This window comes from Dactylosporangium sp. NPDC000244, assembly GCF_040300725.1.
Classification (GTDB): Bacteria; Actinomycetota; Actinomycetes; order Mycobacteriales; family Micromonosporaceae; genus Dactylosporangium.
In genome coordinates, this window is sequence record NZ_JBEPEH010000034.1 from 126,242 (window position 1) to 145,138 (window position 18,897).

Here is an 18,897-nt window from a genome sequence, read left to right on the forward strand (position 1 = left end):
GGCTACGCGACGAACTGGATCTTGAGCAGCATCTGGGCCAGGAACAGGGCCTGGGCCATGAGCGCCATGAACAGGTAGAAGCGCTCGAAGGTCCGGCTCCGGCCCAGCATGCCCAGGATGATGAAGGCGGGGAACCACTCCATCGCGATGCGCGGCGCCGACATCAGGTAGTTGGGCCAGCCGGCCTCGGTGCACAGGTAGACCAGGATCGGCACGGCCGCGTAGACCAGGAGGTAGTTCTGGTCGGGGCGGAACCCGAACCGGCTCTTGCGGCGTAGGGCGAGCAGCAGCAGCGCGATGGCGCCGACCACCGAGATGAGGTTGAACAGCCCGAGCAGGCGCCAGTCCTGCAGGTAGGGCTTGTCGTTGAGCAGCTTGATGGTCTTCCAGACCGGCTCGCCGGGCCAGCCGTACTTGCGGTGCCAGCCGTCCTGGGCGTGGCTGAACGCCAGCCAGTCGCCGGTGATGTTGTGCAGGAAGATCGAGAAGGCGACGACGCCGGACGGGATGGTCAGGAACCCGAGCGCGTCCCAGCGGATCTTGCGGAAGCTCCAGCCGCGCTGCCGCATGTACTCATAGGCGATCGGGGCGGCCAGGAGCAGGCCGAACAGGCGTGTCGAGCCGGCGAGCGCGGCCGCGGCGTTGGCGACCCAGAAGTGGCCCTTGCGCGCGGCGTAGAGGGCGATGAGCACCAGCGCGATGTAGAGCGACTCGTTGTAGGCCGCGAAGAGGAAGAAGCCCGCCGGGAACGCGGCCAGGTAGAACGTCGTCCGACTGGCGATCTTGTCGCCGAACTCCTCGTCCACGAGCCGGTGCAGCATCACCAGCGTGACCAGGGCGAAGAAGACGCTGATGGCCAGCGCCGCGGGCAGGGCTCCGCCCGGGAATACGGGGTTCAGGAGCTTGATGAGGCCGGGATAGAGCGGATAGAACGCCGGGGCGTAGTCGTAGAAGAGGTACCCGTCCTCGGCGATGCGGACGTAGAAGACGGTGTCGAAGCGGTACCAGGACCCGATGAGGTCGCTGACCCCCGGCGTCTGCCAGGGCGTCAGCCGGTAGGCGTAGATGTTGACCATCAGGTAGGCGGCCCCGGCGGCCAGCCACACCACGCCCGCGACCTTCAGCGAGGCGAGCCACGGCACCATCCACGGGCGAACCTTCGACCGCATCCGTGTCCGCATCCGTGTCCGCCATTTGGGGGCGGCGGCCGGAGCGTCCGTGACTTCGAGTGCTGTCGATGCTTTGGGGGTGATCTCGTCGATGGTCCTCGCCGGCGAATCTCGCTCACCGTGCAATGCATCGATGTCGATATCGTTCACGTCGGCAGCGTCAGATTCGATAGCGCCAGAGGGGAGCGACACGGGGCATGACTATACATAAGCGCTGTTCACGTTGCCCGCCCCCGGATCGGCCGCGATTGGTCTGCACAGTGACCAAGACGTTGCCGCTTCGTTTCGGGTTGCTGTCCACGGCGATATTCGAATCCACGACGACGGCGCTCCTCACTCCCCGTACACCCAGTTCTACCCCGCTCGCGCCAGCCGGAGTTCAGGCGTTTCAGGATTGGAAGCCGCGGTAGTAGCGCACCGCGCGGGCGGCCAGACGTTCGGTGCTGCGGGCCGCTGTGACGGATCCCACGACGAGCCCGGCGCCGGGCACGAAACGCCCCGCGATCCGGGTCGCGGCGGCGCGCAGGAGGCCCGCCCCGACCATCCGGGCCAGCGGGCCGGAGAGGCGCTCGGCCGCGACGCGCCGGTTCGCCCGCCGGGAGGCCGGTCGCTCGGCGGCCCGCACCGCGGCCTCGGCGGTCTCGACGGAACCGTGCACCCGCTGCAGCACCAGCAGCTCGGCGGCGCGGTGGCGGTCCTCGGGGTCGTGGCCGTAGGCGGCGGCCAGGTGCAGCACGAGCTTGGCCTGCAGCCAGGCGACGCCGGCCGCCTCGACGACCAGGCCGGTGGGGCCGACGAGCCCGGCCGCGAATCCCTGCCGGCGGGCCCGGCGGACGAACTCGTGGGTGATGGCGCGCGAGAGGGCGTCGCCGTCGGCGTCGGGGTAGGTGAGCTGATACCAGGCGATGCGACGGCGGGCTCCGGCCCCGAGCCGCTCCACGGCCGCGAGGGCGAGGCTCTCGGGGATGTAGGCGGGGTTCAATCCGTCCGTTTTGTGAATTTGTTCATCAACTGAAACGGGTTGCGGCGGTTCGACGGGTCGCGACTCCTCGATCACCGGGCGTGGGGTCTCGATGATCGGCTCGGGCTCCGGGCCGGTCGCGGCGGCTTTCGTGGCCTTCGTCACTGCCGCCTTCTTGGCGGGCGCCTTCTTCGCGGCCGGCGCCTTCTTCGCGGTCGGCGCCTTCTTGGCCGCGGGTGCCTTCGCCGCTGCGGCCTTCTTCGCGGGCGCCTTCTTGGCCGCGGCCTTCTTGACCGGCGCGGGCTCGGTCTCGGGCTCGTCCGCAGGCGGCGTGACCTGTTCGGGCGGCGTGACCGTGACCGGTTTGGGTGGAGTGGCCTGCACCGGCGGCGTGACCTGCTTGGGTGAGGTCGCCTGCTTGGGTGGGACGGCCTGCTTGGGCGGGGTGGCTCGAAGCGGGGTGGACTCCATGGTCGGGGCCGCCGGCGCGAAGGGCGTCGTCGCCGCGGGCGTACGCGGTCTCGGCGGCGCCTTGGGCGTGTCGTCGCCGGACGCGTCCGCCGGGGGCGGCTCGAACCGCAGCGCCGTGTCCCCGAGCTTTTTCGGCGGTACCTTCGAGTCCTCTCCCATCTGCAAGAGCGTAATGGCCAACCGCCCTGAGCACCCGTTCTGCGCTCAGGGCGTACCCGCTTTGCCCGGCTAGGATGGGGGACTGTATCCTCGGACGGCAGTCCCCGGTGACGGGGGCGGCTGGAGGCTTCGCCTAGTTCGGTCTATGGCGCCGCACTGCTAATGCGGTTTGGGTCTTAAAGCCCATCCCGGGTTCGAATCCCGGAGCCTCCGCGCAAAACCTGGTTTGCACGGTGTGTATGCTAGGCGAGCAACAAGCGCCCGTAGCTCAACGGATAGAGCATCTGACTACGGATCAGAAGGTTAGGGGTTCGAGTCCCTTCGGGCGCGCAAGATCAAGAGGCGGTTGAGCTGCGGAAACGTAGATCAACCGCCTCTCTTCGTTTGTCCACTGTGGACCTGTTGTGTTCCGAAAGTGATCGGCTGTTTCGGAACGGTCCAGACCGGTCCGTGCTGGTCGGCGCGGGTCTGTGCCGCCTGGTCCACCGTTCCGAAAAGGGATCCGACGGGTGACGGCCGGTGCGCGGCATCTGACCGGTTGCGGATTTCGAAGCTGTTGAAGATCCATCCGGGTGGGGCGGCGGACGAGGTTCGATCTTGGGGGCCGGGCCTGCGTGAGGCTGGGGGCCGGTGGCCGGTCCCGGTGGTCCCAGGCGCGACGCCGTGAGCGACACTGAGAGCAATGCCGCTATTACGACCTGGAGCTTTCCTATGCCGCAGGGGATCGTCCGCTGGTTCGACGCCGAACGGGGGTTCGGCTTCCTCGCGCCTGAGGACGGCTCGCCAGACGTGTTCGTGCACGCCTCCGAGATCGTGGGTGAAGGCGGCCCGAAGGTGCTCCGCGAGGGCCAGGCCGTCGAGTTCGAGGCCGGCGAGAACGACCGCGGTCCCCAGGCGCTGCGCGTCCGCGTCACCGCTGAGCAGGCCGCCGGCGGCGCCGTGGGCCTGCTCGGCACGGTCAACTGGTACGAGCCGGCCAAGGGGTACGGGTTCGCCTCGCCGGACGGCGGCGGCGCCGACATCTTCGTGCACAGCTCGGCCATCGTGACCGGCGGTGTGGTCAGCGACGGGCAGCGAGTGGCCTTCGTCGTCGTCGAGGGCGAGCGCGGCCCGCAGGCCGCGCACGTGGTCCCGCTCGGTCCCGGGGCTGGCCTGTCCGCCGGGGCCGGCGGTGCCGACGGGGCGGACGGAACCGTCTCCTGGTACGACGAGGACAAGGGCTTCGGCTTTATCGCTCCCGACTCCGGCGGCGGGGACGTCTTCGTCCACGCCCGGTCCCTGGCCGAGGGCCTCACCTGGCTGGCCGAGGGCGATCGCGTGGCGTACGAGGTCGTCAGCGGCGACAAGGGCCCGCAGGCCCGCGATGTGCAGTTGGTCCGAGGGGTCGAGCCCGTACCGCCACCGCGACGGCCGGCGCCGGTCGGGCCGGCACCCGCCAGGAGGGAGCCGCCGTCACGGGGCGTGCCCGCACGCGCGGGCGAGGGCGTCGTCGCGCGTTACGACGGCGACCGCGGGTTTGGGTTCATCACCCCAGACGCCGGAGGTGACGACCTGTTCGTCCACGTGTCCGTGGTCGCGGGGTCGGAACCGCTGCAGCAGGGCGACCGGGTCCGGTACACGGTGCGTCAGAGCGACCGGGGCCCGCAGGCCGACCGCGTAGAGCGCCTCCGAGGCGCTCCTACTCTCACTTGATGGTGCCCGGGGGTGCCTCGGCGGGCCGGTAGCATCCGGCGGTATGCAGCCGCGTCGGCACCGGATGCGTCAACGATCACGCCGGGATTCGGCCCGGGCCTGGATCGCCTCCGGTGCCGCGGTCTCTGTCAAGGCGTACGCGAAGCGGTATGGCGTGGACCGGTACACCGCGTTCGACGATCTTGCCGCGCTCGGTGTCCCTCTGCCGGCCTTCGCGCAGCAGTGGGCGCAGCGTCCGCCGTCGTCGCCGCGGCTGCGGTCCACGCGTCGGGTCGGTTACGGGATCGTCCCCGACGACGACTCGTGGATCGTCGTTGACGGCAGGTCGTTCTTCGTCGTCGGCTATACCGCTGGCGGGGCGCCGTACGGATTCACCGACGAGACCTCCTCGGACGAGGACTGGATCTGACTGAGCAGCAAGCACGCCAGCGGGTACCTGCCGGTTGGCATCGGCCGGACTGGGGGCACCGCCTCCGGTGGAGATCTCTACGGCACGTTCGCTGACGGAACGCCACCATAGGGGATCTGCTTGAGGCCCTTTCGAGACCAAACATGGGATGTCTGTCCGTGATCGGCGCGTTGCGATCTGCCGATCGCGAATCGATCCTCAGTGGACGGACAAGCCGCGCGATTGCGATGTAATCGGACCGTCGAGGTGGCGCTGATCAAGGCTGTGAGCTGGACTCGGCATCTTGCTTTCTACGGATCAGAAGGTTAGGGGTTCGAGTCCCTTCGGGCGCGCAACATCAAGAGGCGGTTGACCTGCGGAAACGTAGATCAACCGCCTCTCGCGTTTCGTCCACTGTGGACCTGTTGTGTTCCGAAAGGGATCCGCTGTTTCGCAACGGTCCACGTCGGGGCGTGCTGGTGGGGATCCGTTCGTGCCGGTTGGTCTGGATCTTGGACTGGGTGCCATGGCGTCAGTCAAGATCAAGCAGGGTCCCCGGATCGTGATCCAGGCCGGCGCCGACTGTCTTCAGTGAAGATCATCTGCTGGGTCGCATCGCCGTGCGGACGTCAGCGACAGCGCCGGCTGTCCGGGCTGTTGGCTCCATCGCGTCAGCCGCAACCCCAGTCCCCGCACCCTGGCTGAGACACACCGCCAAGCCGACCCCCGTCCGGGCCGCTCACCGCAGCCGGCCGCCAACCATCTGACTGCACCACCGCAGGCACCCCACCGCAGCCGATACGCATCCGGATGCCGATGAGCGATCGTCGCAGCGCTTGCCAGGAGCAGCCGTCAGGAGAACCTACTGTTCGTGCTGCCGGCTCATGTTGGGTGTCGTTCCTGGCGGCCGGGTCCGGTCCGTCCGGACCGAAGCCAGGACGTGGCGCGCTCAATATCATCAGGGCATGGTCTTCAATGGGGAGCTGTCCGACCTGCCGGGGCATCTCGACGGGCTCAGGGATGAAGGCGCGTTCGACCAGGCGCTGAGGAGCCTGCGGCACGCGCTGTTCGTGCAGGGGACCGTCGCGCCCGCCGCGGAGTCTGTCGCGCCGGCGCTGGTGGCGGCGGCCGTCGAGCTGCCCGGTGAGCGGCGCGACCGCGTCATCGAGCTGTTGTGGGAGATGCTCACCGGTGGCGGCTATCTCGCCGCCGCCGCCCAGGACAGTCCGATCCGGCCGGCCGTCGCCGCCCAGCGGGAGCACTGGCGGGCGCTGGCCGAGGCCGGCAACCCGTGGGCAGCGCGGCTGCTGTCGGCCGCCGGCGGCGACACCCTCGCATCGGCCCAGCGGGCCACCGGCTTGGCCCAGGCCGAGCTGACCCTGGGCCTGTCGATCTGGCCGCCGACTGAGGCGGCGGCGGGCTGGCTGTACGGGCAGCTCGAAGCCACGGACCGGCGGCAGCGGTTCTGTGCCGCGCTCGCGCTGGCCCGGCTCGGCGACCCGGCCGGCGCCGCGATCCTCACCGACGTGCCCGAGGAGTGTAGGGAGTCGTTCTGGATCGGGTACGACCCCACGGGTGAGGCGCGGGCGGCGCTCGCCCGCCTCGGGGCGGTGCCGACGCCCGAGGAGTTCGCGAAGATCCCCGCCGTCAGCGCGATTGGGCTGGCCGCCGCGCTGCTCGACGCGCAGGGCCCGACGCCCGAGGTCCTGCGCGCGTTCGCCGCCCATGAACGGATCTGGGGGTACCTCAACTTCACCGAGCTGCTGGAGCGGCACGGCCGACCAGCGCACCGAACGCCACCACCAGCGCCGCGTTGACGGCCACGGTCAGGGCGGCGATGGCGGCGATGTGCGGTGACAGATCCGTGAGCCAGGGATGTTCCGGGTGCGCGCGGCGAGGAGATCGGCCAAGGTCTCGCGCTGCGCTGACGTCAAGTGCGGGACGGTTCCGTCGAAGAAAGCAGGCCGGGATGCACCGCAACCTCAACCAGGAGGTTCGTCCAGCGACGGAGCGTCCATGGGCCAGCGCGATCGACGCCCTCGAAGCAGCGGACCACCCGCCCCGCTGAAGACGACCAGGTGCGTCGGTCCGGCCCTCGCCTGGACGCCCGCGCCATGCCGCGACGGGCGCGCTCGCGGCTTTGATCAGGTTTCCGCACATGGCTCCCCCGTTGGTGTGCGGCGGCGCGGATCGGCAGCGTTGCGATCAGATGTGGGTAGCTTGAGACGTAGGATGTCTGGGCCGTTTGGCCGGCGTGTGACGTGTCTTGAGCGCTGCCGTCCAAAGTGGATGGACGAATCCACGAAATTCGTCATAATCGGGCAGTGGGGGGGGTGCTGATCAAGGCTGCGAGCTGCGTCTGACTGATGGAGGACTGCGGATCAGAAGGTTAGGGGTTCGAGTCCCTTCGGGCGCGCAACATCAAGAGGCGTTTGACCTGCGGAAACGTAGATCAACCGCCTCTCTTCGTTCGTCCACTGTGGACTTGAAGTGTTCCGAAAGTGATCGGCTGTTTCGGAAGGGTCCAGACCGGTCCGTGCTGGTCGGCGCGGGTCTGTGCTGCCTGGTCCACCGTTCCGAAAAGGGATCCGGCGGGTGACGGCCGGTGGGCGGCATCTGACCGGTTGTGGATTTTTGGGGCCGGTTGAAGACCCATCAGGGTGGTGCGGCAGACGCGGTTCGATCTCGGTGGCCGGGCCTGCGTCAGGTTGGGGGCCGGGCGCCCGCCCGGTGTTGCCCGGCGGTGGCGCCGCCTCGCCGGCTACGCCGCCGGGTGTCCTGCTGCGGGGCCGGTGCACGGAGCCGATGTGCGAGCATCCGATCTTTGTACTAAATGCGCCTGCTGCTGGCCAGTAGCGATCGCACGGTCCGCTGGGTGGCGGAACCTTCTTGTATGCCGTGCGCTGCCTACGGAGCAGCGGGGGTGAGCAGCCCTTTGACCACCTGCAGCTCGTCGGGTGCCAACAAGTCGGTCGCGTCGAACGTCGCAATCCACTCGCGCAGAGGGGGCATCCTGTCCGCCAACTGACGTTCCAGATCCTCCGTGCCTGTCGGCTCCGGCTGGTCGTAGCGGCGGCTGGTCAAGCCTGTTGCCGGTGGCGTACCGCAGCTGGGCGTCGGTGGGCCGGGTCGCGTCGAGGACAGTGGGCCGAGGACGGTGGCGTGCCGGGAGAGATTGGCGGTGAGGTCGAGATGCCAACAAACGGTCTCCCCGGAAATCGGTAACCGACAGTGTCCACGGGCGCCGCGGCCCCAGCGAGCCCCGCCCAGCGCAATAGACTTGAGCGCATGGGCACCGTCGGACTCGGCATCGACTTCGGCACATTCAACACTGCCGCCGTCGTCCGGACCCATGACGGCCGGACGAGTCCGCTGTTGTTCGACGGTTCGCCGCTGCTACCGTCGTCGGTCTATGCCGACCCGGCCGGGGCAATCGTCACCGGCCGTGACGCGCTGCAGAGCTCCCGCGTCGACCCGGCGCGGTTCGAACCGAACCCAAAACGCCGCGTCGACGACTCTGTCGTCCTGCTCGGCGACCGTGAGATCCCCGTCACCGACCTGATAGCGGCCGTGCTGTCCAGGGTCAGTGACGAGTGCCGCCGTGTCACTGGAGGAGCCAGCGGCGACAGGCTCGACGTTGTGCTGACTTGCCCCGCGTCGTGGGGCGCCACCCGGCAACTGGTTCTCGCCGATGCCGCCGCGGCCGCCGGGCTCGGCCGCGTCCAACTCGTCGCCGAACCGGTCGCGGCCGCTGCGTACTTCACCGGCGTCCTCGATCACAAAGTGCCGGTCGGGTCTGTCGTTGTGGTCTACGACTTCGGCGCGGGAACCTTCGACGCGAGTGTTGTGGCCCGAACGGGTGCCGGGTTCGAAATTCTCGTTGTGGAGGGCCGCGACGACCTCGGTGGGCTCGACATTGACAATAGCGTCGTAGAACACCTGCGCACGACTGGCGACCCCGACGTGTGGCGGCGTTTGCGGGAACCGTCGACCGTTGAGGAACGGCGGGCGCACGGGCAGCTGTGGCACGACGTACGGGAGGCCAAAGAACGCCTGTCGCGGCTGCCGACGGCCGACCTCGTCGTGCCATCCCTGGCCGCCGGCGCTCACCTGACCCGCGACGAGCTCGATGTCCTCGCCAGGTCCATCGTGGAGCAGACGGTTCGCATCACCCAGGGCGTACTGCGGTTTTCCAATATCGCCGAGAACCGTATCGCCGGGGTGTTCCTCGTCGGCGGCTCAAGCCGGATGCCACTGGTCGCGACCCTGCTGCACCGCGCCCTCAAACGGGCACCGGTCGTCATCGAGCAACCGGAGCTGGCAGTCGCGGCCGGCAGCCTTCTCGCCGGTGCCGCCCCTTCGGAGGCCTCGGCACCGGTGGGCACACCGCAACGGGACATCGACGTCGCCGACGCGCATGTTCGCGACGGCCGCTACACCGAGGCGCTCACCGTCCTCGACCGGGTCGTGTCCCGAGTTCCCGACGACGTGATCGGCCTGCAGCTGCGGGCCGAGACGCACCGCAGACTAGGCAAACTCGACGCGGCGCTGACGGATCTCGACCGGGCACTGGAACTAGACTCATCCGACGCACGGAGCTGGGCGCAGCGCGGGCTCGTCCACCGCGAACTGGAACGCTACGAACCGGCGCTCGCCGACCTCGGCGAGGCCGTCCGCCTTGCCCCGGACAACGCGACGTTCCGCGGTGATCTCGGCGCGACGAGGGTTCGCGCTGGCGACCCGCGGGGCGGGCTCGTCGACATCGAACGGGCTATCGCACTCGACCCGGGGCAGGCGTGGATGTACGCGGACCGGGGTGTTGCACGGCAGCGCCTCGGTCAACTGGCCGAAGCGCTGGGGGACGTCAACCGGGCGCTGCAGATGGATCCGCAGGGAAACCTGGCGTGGATGCTCGCCGAACGCGCCGCGATCCACCGTGACCTCGGCGACCTCGACGCCGCCCTGGTCGACTACAACGTGGCCGTGACGCTGAGTCCGGATGTTGGCTGGATCGCCGGTGCCCGCGGTCAGGTCCACCACCGCCGCGGCAACCTCACCGCCGCCCTCGCCGACCTCGACACCGCGATCCGGCTGTCCCCGGACCAGGCGTGGGTGTTCGAGGCTAGGGCCCGAGTCCACTACGACCTCGGCCACCGGGAGCAAGCCCTCGCCGACGTCGACACGGCGCTCGCCCTGCGCCCGGATGCTGCATGGATCGCCGCCGCCCACCGCGAAGTCCACGATGAACTCACCTGAACCGCAGCCGGTGCCGTTTCGTCAGCTCTGCGAGCGACGTCGGGGTCGGCGCTCCTGAGGCGTTGCCACCGGCTCCACGATGTCCATCACCAAACGATCGCAGGCGCGGTAGCAGCCAGCCGGGCTCATGCGGACGCGCCGCGCACCGCGGCGCAGGGCGGCGAAGTTGCGGCGACCCCCGTTCAGTTCGGTCTCGTGTACGAGGGCTCCAGTGAGAACCTGGGGGTTGGTGCCGGTTGCCAGTGGTAGGCGGCCGGGACGAAGCCGATCCCGCCGGCGACCTTGCGCAGCAGGAAGGGCTTGCCGTGGTCGTCCAGGGTGATCTGGTACGGCCGCCCGGCGATCACGAGGCCGATGTCGAGCACGAACAGGTTGTCCTCGGGTCCGCCGGCCGACATGACGTGCAGCGTCCTGCGGTGGACCTCACCGGCGCCGAGCGGGGCGGTGAGTCCCTCGTCCGGGCCGAGGGCCGCGTCGGCGCGCTTCGGGTCGGTCGAGAGCCACAGCTCGTCACCGGTCAACCCGGGCGGCGTCTCGGTGTCGGCAGTGCCGCAGTCCGCGTACATCGTGCCAGTCTCCGCGGGATGTCCGGTGAGCCGGCCGGCGATCCGCTCGATCCGGACGTCGGTGTCGGCCAGCGCCCTCACCTCGAGCACCAGGGCGAACTCGGCGGTTTGTGCGCCGCCGTGCTCCAGCGTCCAGTAGTAGGCGTCGGAGCAGGTGCCGCCGACGGCCTGGCCCGCAGCGGGCAACGGTCCGGCCAGGGCCAGCACCCACCAGGCGCCCGGCTCCTGGCCACGCACGCGCACCTTGAGCGATGCGCCCACTTGCGTCCAGTCGTCCGTGGCGCTGCCGGCGTCGCCTGGTGGCGCGGAGTTCCGGACGGGTGCAGCGGTCTCGGTGCCCGGAGGCGACGGCCGCCGCCCCGCCACGAACCATCCGAGTGAGAGTCCGACGACCATCGCGAGGCCGAGCACGACGATCCGCGGCCTGGTCACCAGTCGGTCACCTGCCCGCTGTCCGCGAGCCGCCATTTCGCGGCGCGGAAATCGAAGTCGTACCGCTCGTCGTAGCCGCCGGCCACGGGCGTGCTCCGAAACGGCGTGCCGTCGTTGTTGCGGACCTCCACCACCTCGGATTTCGTCACCTGGTCGGTGTCGGCGACCTCGAATTCGAGGACCCACTCGCAAAAGTCCCGGGCGGTCAGCGCGGTCACCTCGATCACCTGCGGTTCGTGCTGCGCCAGCTTGATGAACTGGTGCCCGCGCCAATAGCCGGTCCCCAGCTGGCCGTCGGGCTCGATCTCACGGGCGGTCACGTCGGTCGAGTCCAAGTCGAATCCCACCTCGGACACCGTTTCGGCGCCCTGGGGAGGGCCGAGCAGCAGGCTGCCGTGCAACGGTGCCGCCCGACGCAGCACCCGGACCTTGATGTCCTTGACGACGACTCCGTTGTACCGCTGTCCGACGATCGTCACGCGTAGCCGCGTGGCCGTCTGCCCCTTGGGATGTTCGGGTGGCGGTGTGCCCAGCTCGAAGCCCCCGGCACTCACCACCTTCTGATGCACGTCGCCGGCCAGCTCGCGCTCGCCGGAGAAGACCTTGTTCGGAGCCACCCAGATGTCGCCGTCCTGGTCGCCGTAGGCGAAGTCGACCGAGGCCGACAAGGCGGGCTTGCCCTCCGCGGTGACCCGCTGAGCGTCGATGGCTCCCTGCTGTTCTCGCGCGCCCTGTTTCGCGGCCAGAACATACGAGACAGCGGCGGTGACCAGAATGACGGCAGCAGTACCGGCCGCGTTCAGCGCCCAACTCCGGATGCGATTTTCCCTGGTACCAGCGCTTGAGTCACCGGTCGGTGACCCGGGCCGGTTCGGTGTTGAGGGTAAAACGCCGCCCTCGCGAGAGGACTCGAGCGAGGGCCGACGACCAGCCGGCGCTTGAGCCGTTTCGGCGGCTCCCTCAGGAGAGGCCCGTCCGGAACGGCGCCGAGTGTCGTTCTGCTTATGCTTGGAGCGGCCCTTGTTACGGCTGGGCACGCAAACTCCTCTCGATGCAGTCAACAAGAGCGGATTGACGCTTTCCCATGACAGCGTAAGGCTGCCCAGCAACCGCGGGTGCCGGCCGTCGAGCATCTTCGCGCAGCGTCGAATCGGCCGGCTCCGGCCCCTGGTTCCAGCGTGAGCGACGTGATCTACACGCCGACCGGAAGATGGATGAATTCAGCAACTGTCACGTTGGCGGGCCCTGGGCGACGACCACCCGGACACGCTCATGTCGGTGAGCAACCTCGCCAGCGCCTACGTGTCGGCTGGGGATCTGGGCCGGGCCATCTCGCTGTTCGAGCAGGCCCTCACCGGCTGCCGGCGGGTCCTGGGCGACGACCACCCGCAGATGCGGATTGTTGCGGGCAACCGGGAAGCCGCGCTGCGCTTAGCTCAGAACTGAGCCCGGTGCAGTGTCGGCACCCAACACCACAATCGCTGTTTCCGGCTATCGATCATGGCTGACACGAATGGCATATCTGCTGACAGCCGAGTGACGAGCAAGCGCTGACTACGAAGTGGCACGTCTCGAATGCCGACGAGGCCGGCCACAGGCCGACCCCCGTCGCCGCCATCAGTGAGCGCCGCATCGGCATTCACTTGCCGATGATGGTGTGGAACAGCTTGAGGGGATCCGCCCGCGGCGCCGCAGGCGACGAGTACAGCGGCCGGGGTGGGGCCGCCGCTGAGCGCGGAGAGGAAGTGAAGCACTCGCAACCGACAATGTCACCCGACGTCACGAATCATGGCTGGATGAAGAGAGGACGTGCGCGCCACGCCGTTTCGGGATCTTTGTGAAGGTGTCGCCGCCAACCGAGCGACGACCAGAAGCCGTCGGCACCTTCGGAGAACGCCACGAGCCGACGATGCGGATAGCGATTGTGGAGGAGATCGATGACGCCGTGGCCGCGGGTGCCGGATTCGGACGTCGTGTTCGAGGCCGGTGTCGAGCCGAGGTGGAGAGGGTGTCGACACCGCGACACTTACGCGGGATCGATCCGCAGCAGCACGCTCTTCGCGCTGGTTTCGGTCTCGGGCGTCGTGGCGAAGAGCGCGTACAGGCTGATGCGAGCCGGCCTGCCGGGGACCCGTATCGCGTAACCGAGCGTGTGCGACGCGAATGGCCCGGTGCGTGGCAGCACGTTTGCCGGTCCGAACGTCTCGTCGAGTTCGCGCCGTGTCAGCGTGCCGACCGCGAATCGTAGCTCCACGCTCGCACGCGAGAGCTCGCCGGCCGTAACCAGGCATTCGCTCGCACCCAACGGCGGTGGGGTCGTCGGGATGCCGAGCGCGCTGCGGATCTCGGCCTCGCTGCCGGTCGCCACCGCGCACAGGCGTTCGCCCATCGCGCGCAGCGCACCGACAACGGACGGCCTCTCGGGCGCGTCCTTCAGGATCGGCGCGAAATAGACCTTCAGGCGCGCGAGCTCGGGGTGATCCGGCGCCACGCCCTGCGCGTAGATCGCGAGCCCCTCGCTCGCGTGTCGCGCTGCATCGGCGAACCGCCGCTGCGCGTGGAGCAGCTTCGCGTAGAACAGCCTGCGCGTGCCCAGGATCACCGGCCGAGCCGGCGTGACCTGTGTTTCCGCTTCGATCGCCTGGACGATCCGTTGCTCGCTGCGCTGCTCGTCGCCGAGATCCAGCCACAGCGCCGACACAGACGCATAGCTGTCGGCGCGCGCCTCCGCGTCGGCGTCCATATCGGCGAGCATCGCGTCCGCGACCGTCACGAGTTCGAGTACGCGCACGCGATCCGTGTCCAGGCGCAGCAGAACCTGAGCTTCGGTGACCAGCTTCCTGACTGTCGCTCGTTCACTCATCGTCCCCACGTCCTCCAGTCGGTGAACGAAACGTCCGCGCCGTCTCCTCGCGTCGGTTCACGCCCGCGCGGATCGTTGGTCGAGGCCAGGCCGTTGGTGCGCAACAGTCCGGCACGGGGGAGGTCCCCGTCAGCGTCCGGCGGCTGGTTGTAGCAGGTCCGCGATCTGCCGCGCGTCGGGATGGCCGAGTTGCTCGTAGCGTTCGTACGCCTCCCACCACGCCTGTCGGGCGTGGTCGGGCTGGCCGGATTCGTGCAGCACGTGACCGAGTTCGACAAGCGTCGCCGCCTCGTTGTAGAGGTCGCCGAGGGTCTGGTAGAAACCGATGGCGTTGCGGTAGCAGCGGGTGGCCCGCTCGTGGTCGCCGAGGTGGCGGTGTGCGTGGCCGAGCGTGTCCCACGTGGCCGCGACCGCTGGGGGGTCGTCGACTTGCTGGAACATCGCCAGTGCCTGCTCGCAATGGTTGACGGCGTCGGTGTGGCGCCCGAGGAGGGTGTGGAACCAGCCGATGGCGTTGTGCAGCCGGGCCAGGCCGGTGGTGTGGCCGGCGGTCTCCGCGATCACGAGGGCCCGTTCGACGAGGGCGAGGCCGCGCTGCGCGTCACCTTCGGCCTCCGCTCCCCAGGCCATGTCCTCCAGCACGATGGTCTGCCCGGGGACGTCGCCGTCCGAGGTGAACAGGTCGAGCGCCTGCCGCAGCAGTGGCGCGGCTTCGTCGTGCTGCCCGGACCGTGCGTGGGCCATGCCCATGCCGTGCAGCGAGTGGGCCAGTGCCCCGCGGTCGCCCAGTCGCCGGGCCGCGTCCGCGGCGACCTGACCGGCGGCGCGCTGTGCCTGCCAGTGGCCCTGTCGCAGCAGGTACGACGTCAGGGTCCACACGAGCCGCCATGCGTGCTCGTCAAGACCGAGTGCTGCCGCTCGGGCGGCGGTGGCGGCCATCGACTCGTGTTCGGTGCGGAACCATGCGAGCGCGGCGTCGGCGTGACCCGGCGGCTCGGCCACGACATCGTCCCGCCGTGCGGTCAGCGTGATGGGCACCTGGAGCGGGTCGAGCAGGCGTGCGGCGGGGTGCGCGGTGTGCAGGTAGTGATCGGCCAGCCGAAGCATCGCCGCTCGGCGTTCCTCCGCGCTGTCGGTCGCCTGCGACTGCTCGGCAGCGTATGCCTTGAGCAGGTCATGAAGCACGTACCTTTTGGCGGTGTGCTCGCTGACGAGATGCGCCGAGACCAGCTCGGCCAGCAGCGAGCGGGTGTACACCGTCGGCAGGCCGGCCAGGCTGGCCGCCGCCAGCTCCCCGATGTCGGCGCCCGGATGCGTTCCGAGCAGGCGCAACAGCCGGGCGGCGTCCCGGCCGAGGGCCAGGTAGGACCACGACAGCACAGCCCGCAGGTCGGTGACGGGATCGCCGCCGTCGAGGGCGTCGAGCACCGTGGACGCGTCACGCAGTTCCGCCGTGGCCTCTGCAAGCGGCAGATGCCGGCGCGTGGTGATCCGGGCGGCCGCCACCGCCAATGCCAGCGGTAGCCGGGCACAACGCTCGACGATTTCGTCGATCAGGGGTTCCGCGGCATGCGGCGAGCCGCCGATGCGGCTCGTCAGCAGGTCCCGAGACTGCTCGACGGTCAGCAGGCCCAGGACCAGCGGGGTGGCGCCCTCGATCGCGACCAGTGACCGCAACGGATCCCGGCTGGTCACCACGGTCAGGCAGCTCGAGGCGCCGGGCAGCAGCGGCCGCACCTGTTCCGCGTGGCAGGCGTTGTCCAGCACGATCAGCAGCCGGCGGCCGGCGATGGTGCTGCGGTACACGGCGGCGCGTTCATCGGGGTCGGAGGGGATCTGCTGCGCCGGAACGCCGAGCGTGTTGAGGAACGCGCGCAGCACCGCAGCCGGATCGAGCGCGGGACCCGACGGGTCGAAGCCGCGCAGGTTGACATGGAGCTGCCCGTCCGGGAAACGCACAGCGGCGGTATGTCCCCACCGTACGGCCAGGGCGGTCTTCCCCACGCCGGCGGTACCGGTAATCACCGCGATCGAGGTGCCCGCAGCATCCTGTTCCGTGTTGCGTGCGAGCGCGTCGAGCTGGGCCAACTCGGGTTCGCGGCCGACGAGACCCGCCATCGCCGGCAACTGCGCCGGCACGGGCGGGCGACGAGGACCAGGGTGCCGCTCCAGCGCCGGGTCCTGCTGGAGAATCTGCCGCTCGAGCCCGCGCAGCGCCGGCCCCGGGTCCAGGCCGAACTGTTCGGCGAGATGGTCGCGCAGCCGGTGGTAGACGGCGAGCCCCTCGGCGCCGCGCCCGCACCGGTACAGCGCCAGCATGAGCTGTCCGGCGAGCCGCTCGCGTGCCGGGTGCGCCGCGCACGCATCGGCGAGCTCGTCCAGCAGCCGGGCGTGCTGTCCCAACCGCAGCCGAATGTCGAAGCGGTCCTCCACAGCTCGGAGGCGGGACTCGGTGAGGCCCGCGCCGAGCCGGTCGCGTACGTCGGGTTGTGCGGCGTCGGCCAGCGGCGTGGTGCCACGCCACAGCGCGAGGGACTGGTCCAGCAAGGTCAGGCGGCGTTGGTCCGAGGTTTCGGTGTCGGCCTCGCCGAGCAGCGTGCGGAAGTGTTGCGCGTCGACCGCCATCGGGTCGATCCGCAGCGCATAGCCGCCGCCGACGGCGACGATCGCGGCGTCGGCGGCGCTCACGGGTGCGAACGCGGCGCGCAGCCCCGACGCGCACACCCGCACCGCGTGCCGGGCGGTACGCGGAGGCGCCGCCGGCCACATCAGGTCGACGATCCGATCGACCGAAACGTGCCGGTTCGCCTCCAGAGCCAGGATCGCCAGCAGTAGCCGCTGCTGGCGAGGCCCGAGGTGCAGTGGCCCCTGCGGTGTGTGCGCCGACACGGCACCGAGCAGACACACCCGCACCGGTACGAGCGGTGGCTCGGTGGGCCGCGAACGCATGATCACCCGTCCCGCGTCGTGAGGTTGGCTGCCGCCGCTCGACGCTAGCTCGCCCTCACAACCCGGACGCCGTCGCGGCTTTGAACTGACGCTGATGTCGTTCTGAACCCGTCTGCCCATCCTTGATCGGAATGGCCCGGACCGGGCCGGTTCGCCTGGCCCGCGCTTCGCGGGCCAGATTTCGTGATCGGAGGACGAGCATGCGCCCCGCAAGTGCGAAGCGCTTGACACATTGGACCCTGCTGGCCGCGCTCCTGGGCGCCACCCTCACCGGCTGCGGGGCAGGCGCGGAGGACACACCGGGCACCCCCGCGACCGCGCAGAACGCGGCCGGCAGCACGTACCCGAACACTGACGAAGGCGCCAAAGCCCTGATGCAGGCGCTGGGGACAGGCAACGACCCCACGCTCGTACAGCAGTTGAAGCCGACGACCGCGGACTACCAAGCCGTGTTCGAGGGCGACGTCGCGGCCAAGGCCGAGCAGTACTACAAGGCGAAGCTGTGGAACGGCAGCGAGGTCAAGATCGCCGCGAAACCGGAACAGACCGACCTGAAGGTCTTCAAGGCCACAACCGAGGAGATCCGGTCCTGGTCATCAGCCGTCGCGGCGAACTTTCCCGGCGGCTACCAGCAGATCGGCCCGCACCTGAAGCCCGGCCTCACCGTGTACCGCTGGAAGTACACCGAGCCGGGCGACGACCTCGGGCTCGCCTTCGAGGGCCTGGTCAACGTCAACGGGCGCTGGGTCTGGGTCCCCAAGGTGTGGCAGGTCCTGGAGAGCTGACGCTGCGCTTGCCGAGAATGTCGTCCGGGCAGTTCAGGCGGCATGTTCGTATTCGTGGGGGATGCCGCCGAGGTGATCGCGACGACACCGCGCTGGTCCAACTGCGGTGGCACCTCCAACCGGACCGCCCGCGGCTGGGGTGCCATGGCGCGACAAGTCCACATAATCGACGCATTCTGGGCCGGCGACGTGTGGCGGACTCGGCAACCGCAGGTGCTCGGTCGCCCGGCGGAGCGCATCCCGGCAGCCACGCCGCACGTGTCCATCCGCGCTCCGATCGACCTGAGACGCCCTGTCGCCGGAAGCGATCGCGAAGAGCTCCACAGTGGACGGACAATCCACTGGATTTCTGGTGTAATCGGGCGTGCTGCGCGAAGCTGATCAAGGCCCTGATCAGGAACGCCGGCCTATTGGACTACGGATCAGAAGGTTAGGGGTTCGAGTCCCTTCGGGCGCGCAACATCAAGAGGCGGTTGACCTGCGGAAACGTAGATCAACCGCCTCTCATTGTTTGTCCATTGTGGACCTGATGTGTTCCAAACGTGTTCGGCTGTTTCGGAAGGGTCCAGACCGGTCCGTGTCGGTCGGCGTCCGTCTGTGCCGACCAGTCTGGATCTTGGCGGCAACGCGGGTGGTCGAGCCGCTCTTCAGCAGGGCTGTCCAGGCTTCTGACCTCGGCCGGATTGCAGACCTCGACGAGAAGATCAGGTCCCGCCGCATGCCCCGGTGATCTTGCCGTGTTCGGGGTCACGGATGCCGGTCAGTCCAGGAGTCGCTCAACAAGTGAGGCGATCGGCTCATCGCGCCGGCCCGGCACTCGATGCACTGGGCCACCGCCCACACGCGACCGGGTCCGGTCCCCTCCAGCCTCGGAGGAGAGTCAGATCGCCGGTCTGCTGGCCGATGGTAACGATGCGTAATGACAACGTGGCCACCCGACGACCGCTCAGCATCTGGATCTATAAAGAGCCGATGTCCGGAAACGTGGATCTTGCGCTGACGCTGGCCGTGAACGGCACCGCGGGGCCGACGGTGAGCACGCCGTCGACGGGTGGCTGGGACGCTGCACCACCGCAGGCAACCCACCGCAGCCGATACGCGTCCGGATCTGCCGATGAGGGATGTCGCGATCGCCGTACGATCCATGGGCGCCCGACCAACGTTGAAGTAATGCCGCCCCGCCGATCCTCAAGGCGGAAGTGCCTC

At 69.2% G+C, this 18,897-nt stretch carries 11 protein-coding genes, 2 tRNA genes and 3 pseudogenes; 10 read left to right on the forward strand and 6 right to left on the reverse strand.

Features of this window, described 5'->3' with window-relative positions; translation table 11 throughout:
* Nucleotides 1-2: 2 nt before the first annotated feature.
* Together ABT369_RS40380 and ABT369_RS40385 are read right to left on the reverse strand one after the other, a co-directional pair.
* A complete protein-coding gene (locus tag ABT369_RS40380) occupies nt 3-1,145 on the reverse strand; it encodes a mannosyltransferase family protein (protein ID WP_350620639.1) in 1,143 nt (380 codons plus the stop codon).
* 412 nt (nt 1,146-1,557) lie between these two features.
* Entirely contained in the window at nt 1,558-2,760 is a 1,203-nt protein-coding gene (locus ABT369_RS40385; protein WP_350620641.1) for an EcsC family protein, read from the reverse strand.
* 122 nt (nt 2,761-2,882) lie between these two features.
* Between ABT369_RS40385 and ABT369_RS40390 the strand changes: the two genes are divergently transcribed.
* The 8 genes and pseudogenes from ABT369_RS40390 to ABT369_RS40430 all read left to right on the forward strand — a co-directional run bounded on the left by ABT369_RS40390 (nt 2,883) and on the right by ABT369_RS40430 (nt 10,096).
* Nucleotides 2,883-2,973 (forward strand) — tRNA-Ser (locus ABT369_RS40390).
* 44 nt (nt 2,974-3,017) lie between these two features.
* Nucleotides 3,018-3,090 (forward strand) — tRNA-Arg (locus ABT369_RS40395).
* 381 nt (nt 3,091-3,471) lie between these two features.
* A pseudogene (locus ABT369_RS40400) lies at nt 3,472-3,669 on the forward strand (cold-shock protein); the annotation flags it as partial.
* Nucleotides 3,670-3,705: 36 nt separating this feature from the next.
* Nucleotides 3,706-3,897, forward strand: a pseudogene (locus ABT369_RS40405) (cold-shock protein); the annotation flags it as partial.
* 60 nt (nt 3,898-3,957) lie between these two features.
* Nucleotides 3,958-4,452 (forward strand): annotated as a pseudogene (locus ABT369_RS58055) (cold-shock protein); the annotation flags it as partial.
* A 43-nt stretch (nt 4,453-4,495) separates the two neighbouring features.
* Nucleotides 4,496-4,861, forward strand: coding sequence for a hypothetical protein (locus ABT369_RS40420; RefSeq protein ID WP_350620643.1), 366 nt, complete (start codon nt 4,496-4,498; stop codon nt 4,859-4,861).
* A gap of 944 nt (nt 4,862-5,805) precedes the next feature.
* Entirely contained in the window at nt 5,806-6,657 is an 852-nt protein-coding gene (locus ABT369_RS40425) for a hypothetical protein (RefSeq protein ID WP_350620645.1), read from the forward strand.
* A gap of 1,471 nt (nt 6,658-8,128) precedes the next feature.
* On the forward strand, nt 8,129-10,096 hold the full coding sequence (locus ABT369_RS40430; RefSeq protein WP_350620647.1) for an Hsp70 family protein: 1,968 nt from the start codon (nt 8,129-8,131) through the stop codon (nt 10,094-10,096).
* A 182-nt stretch (nt 10,097-10,278) separates the two neighbouring features.
* Here ABT369_RS40430 and ABT369_RS40435 read toward each other — a convergent pair whose 3' ends face one another.
* Both ABT369_RS40435 and ABT369_RS40440 read right to left on the reverse strand, forming a co-directional pair.
* Nucleotides 10,279-11,094 (reverse strand): hypothetical protein, encoded by an 816-nt coding sequence (locus tag ABT369_RS40435; RefSeq protein WP_350620649.1) that lies wholly within the window; start codon nt 11,092-11,094, stop codon nt 10,279-10,281.
* Nucleotides 11,091-12,227, reverse strand: coding sequence for a hypothetical protein (locus ABT369_RS40440; protein ID WP_350620651.1), 1,137 nt, complete (start codon nt 12,225-12,227; stop codon nt 11,091-11,093). The genes ABT369_RS40435 and ABT369_RS40440 overlap by 4 nt, the downstream gene beginning before the upstream one ends.
* A gap of 94 nt (nt 12,228-12,321) precedes the next feature.
* Between ABT369_RS40440 and ABT369_RS40445 the strand changes: the two genes are divergently transcribed.
* The gene (locus tag ABT369_RS40445; RefSeq protein WP_350620671.1) at nt 12,322-12,540 is read left to right on the forward strand and encodes a tetratricopeptide repeat protein; all 219 of its coding nucleotides are present in this window, start codon (nt 12,322-12,324) and stop codon (nt 12,538-12,540) included.
* 580 nt (nt 12,541-13,120) lie between these two features.
* On the opposite strand, the gene ABT369_RS40450 is transcribed toward ABT369_RS40445, so the two are convergent.
* Together ABT369_RS40450 and ABT369_RS40455 are read right to left on the reverse strand one after the other, a co-directional pair.
* Entirely contained in the window at nt 13,121-13,957 is an 837-nt protein-coding gene (locus ABT369_RS40450) for a hypothetical protein (RefSeq protein WP_350620653.1), read from the reverse strand.
* A gap of 129 nt (nt 13,958-14,086) precedes the next feature.
* Entirely contained in the window at nt 14,087-17,137 is a 3,051-nt protein-coding gene (locus tag ABT369_RS40455) for an AfsR/SARP family transcriptional regulator (protein ID WP_350620655.1), read from the reverse strand.
* On the opposite strand from ABT369_RS40455, the gene ABT369_RS40460 reads away from it, so the two are divergent.
* The gene (locus tag ABT369_RS40460) at nt 17,131-17,691 is read left to right on the forward strand and encodes a hypothetical protein (protein ID WP_350620657.1); all 561 of its coding nucleotides are present in this window, start codon (nt 17,131-17,133) and stop codon (nt 17,689-17,691) included. The genes ABT369_RS40455 and ABT369_RS40460 overlap by 7 nt on opposite strands.
* Nucleotides 17,692-18,897 lie beyond the last annotated feature (1,206 nt).

Bases quoted from the DNA above. Each gene is read 5' to 3' on its own strand.
- ABT369_RS40380 (WP_350620639.1), bottom strand. From the start codon at position 1,145: ATGGTGCCGTGGCTCGCCTCGCTGAAGGTCGCGGGCGTGGTGTGGCTG.
- ABT369_RS40385 (WP_350620641.1), bottom strand. From the start codon at position 2,760: ATGGGAGAGGACTCGAAGGTACCGCCGAAAAAGCTCGGGGACACGGCG.
- ABT369_RS40420 (WP_350620643.1), top strand. From the start codon at position 4,496: ATGCAGCCGCGTCGGCACCGGATGCGTCAACGATCACGCCGGGATTCG.
- ABT369_RS40425 (WP_350620645.1), top strand. From the start codon at position 5,806: ATGGTCTTCAATGGGGAGCTGTCCGACCTGCCGGGGCATCTCGACGGG.
- ABT369_RS40430 (WP_350620647.1), top strand. From the start codon at position 8,129: ATGGGCACCGTCGGACTCGGCATCGACTTCGGCACATTCAACACTGCC.
- ABT369_RS40440 (WP_350620651.1), bottom strand. From the start codon at position 12,227: ATGCTCGACGGCCGGCACCCGCGGTTGCTGGGCAGCCTTACGCTGTCA.
- ABT369_RS40450 (WP_350620653.1), bottom strand. From the start codon at position 13,957: ATGAGTGAACGAGCGACAGTCAGGAAGCTGGTCACCGAAGCTCAGGTT.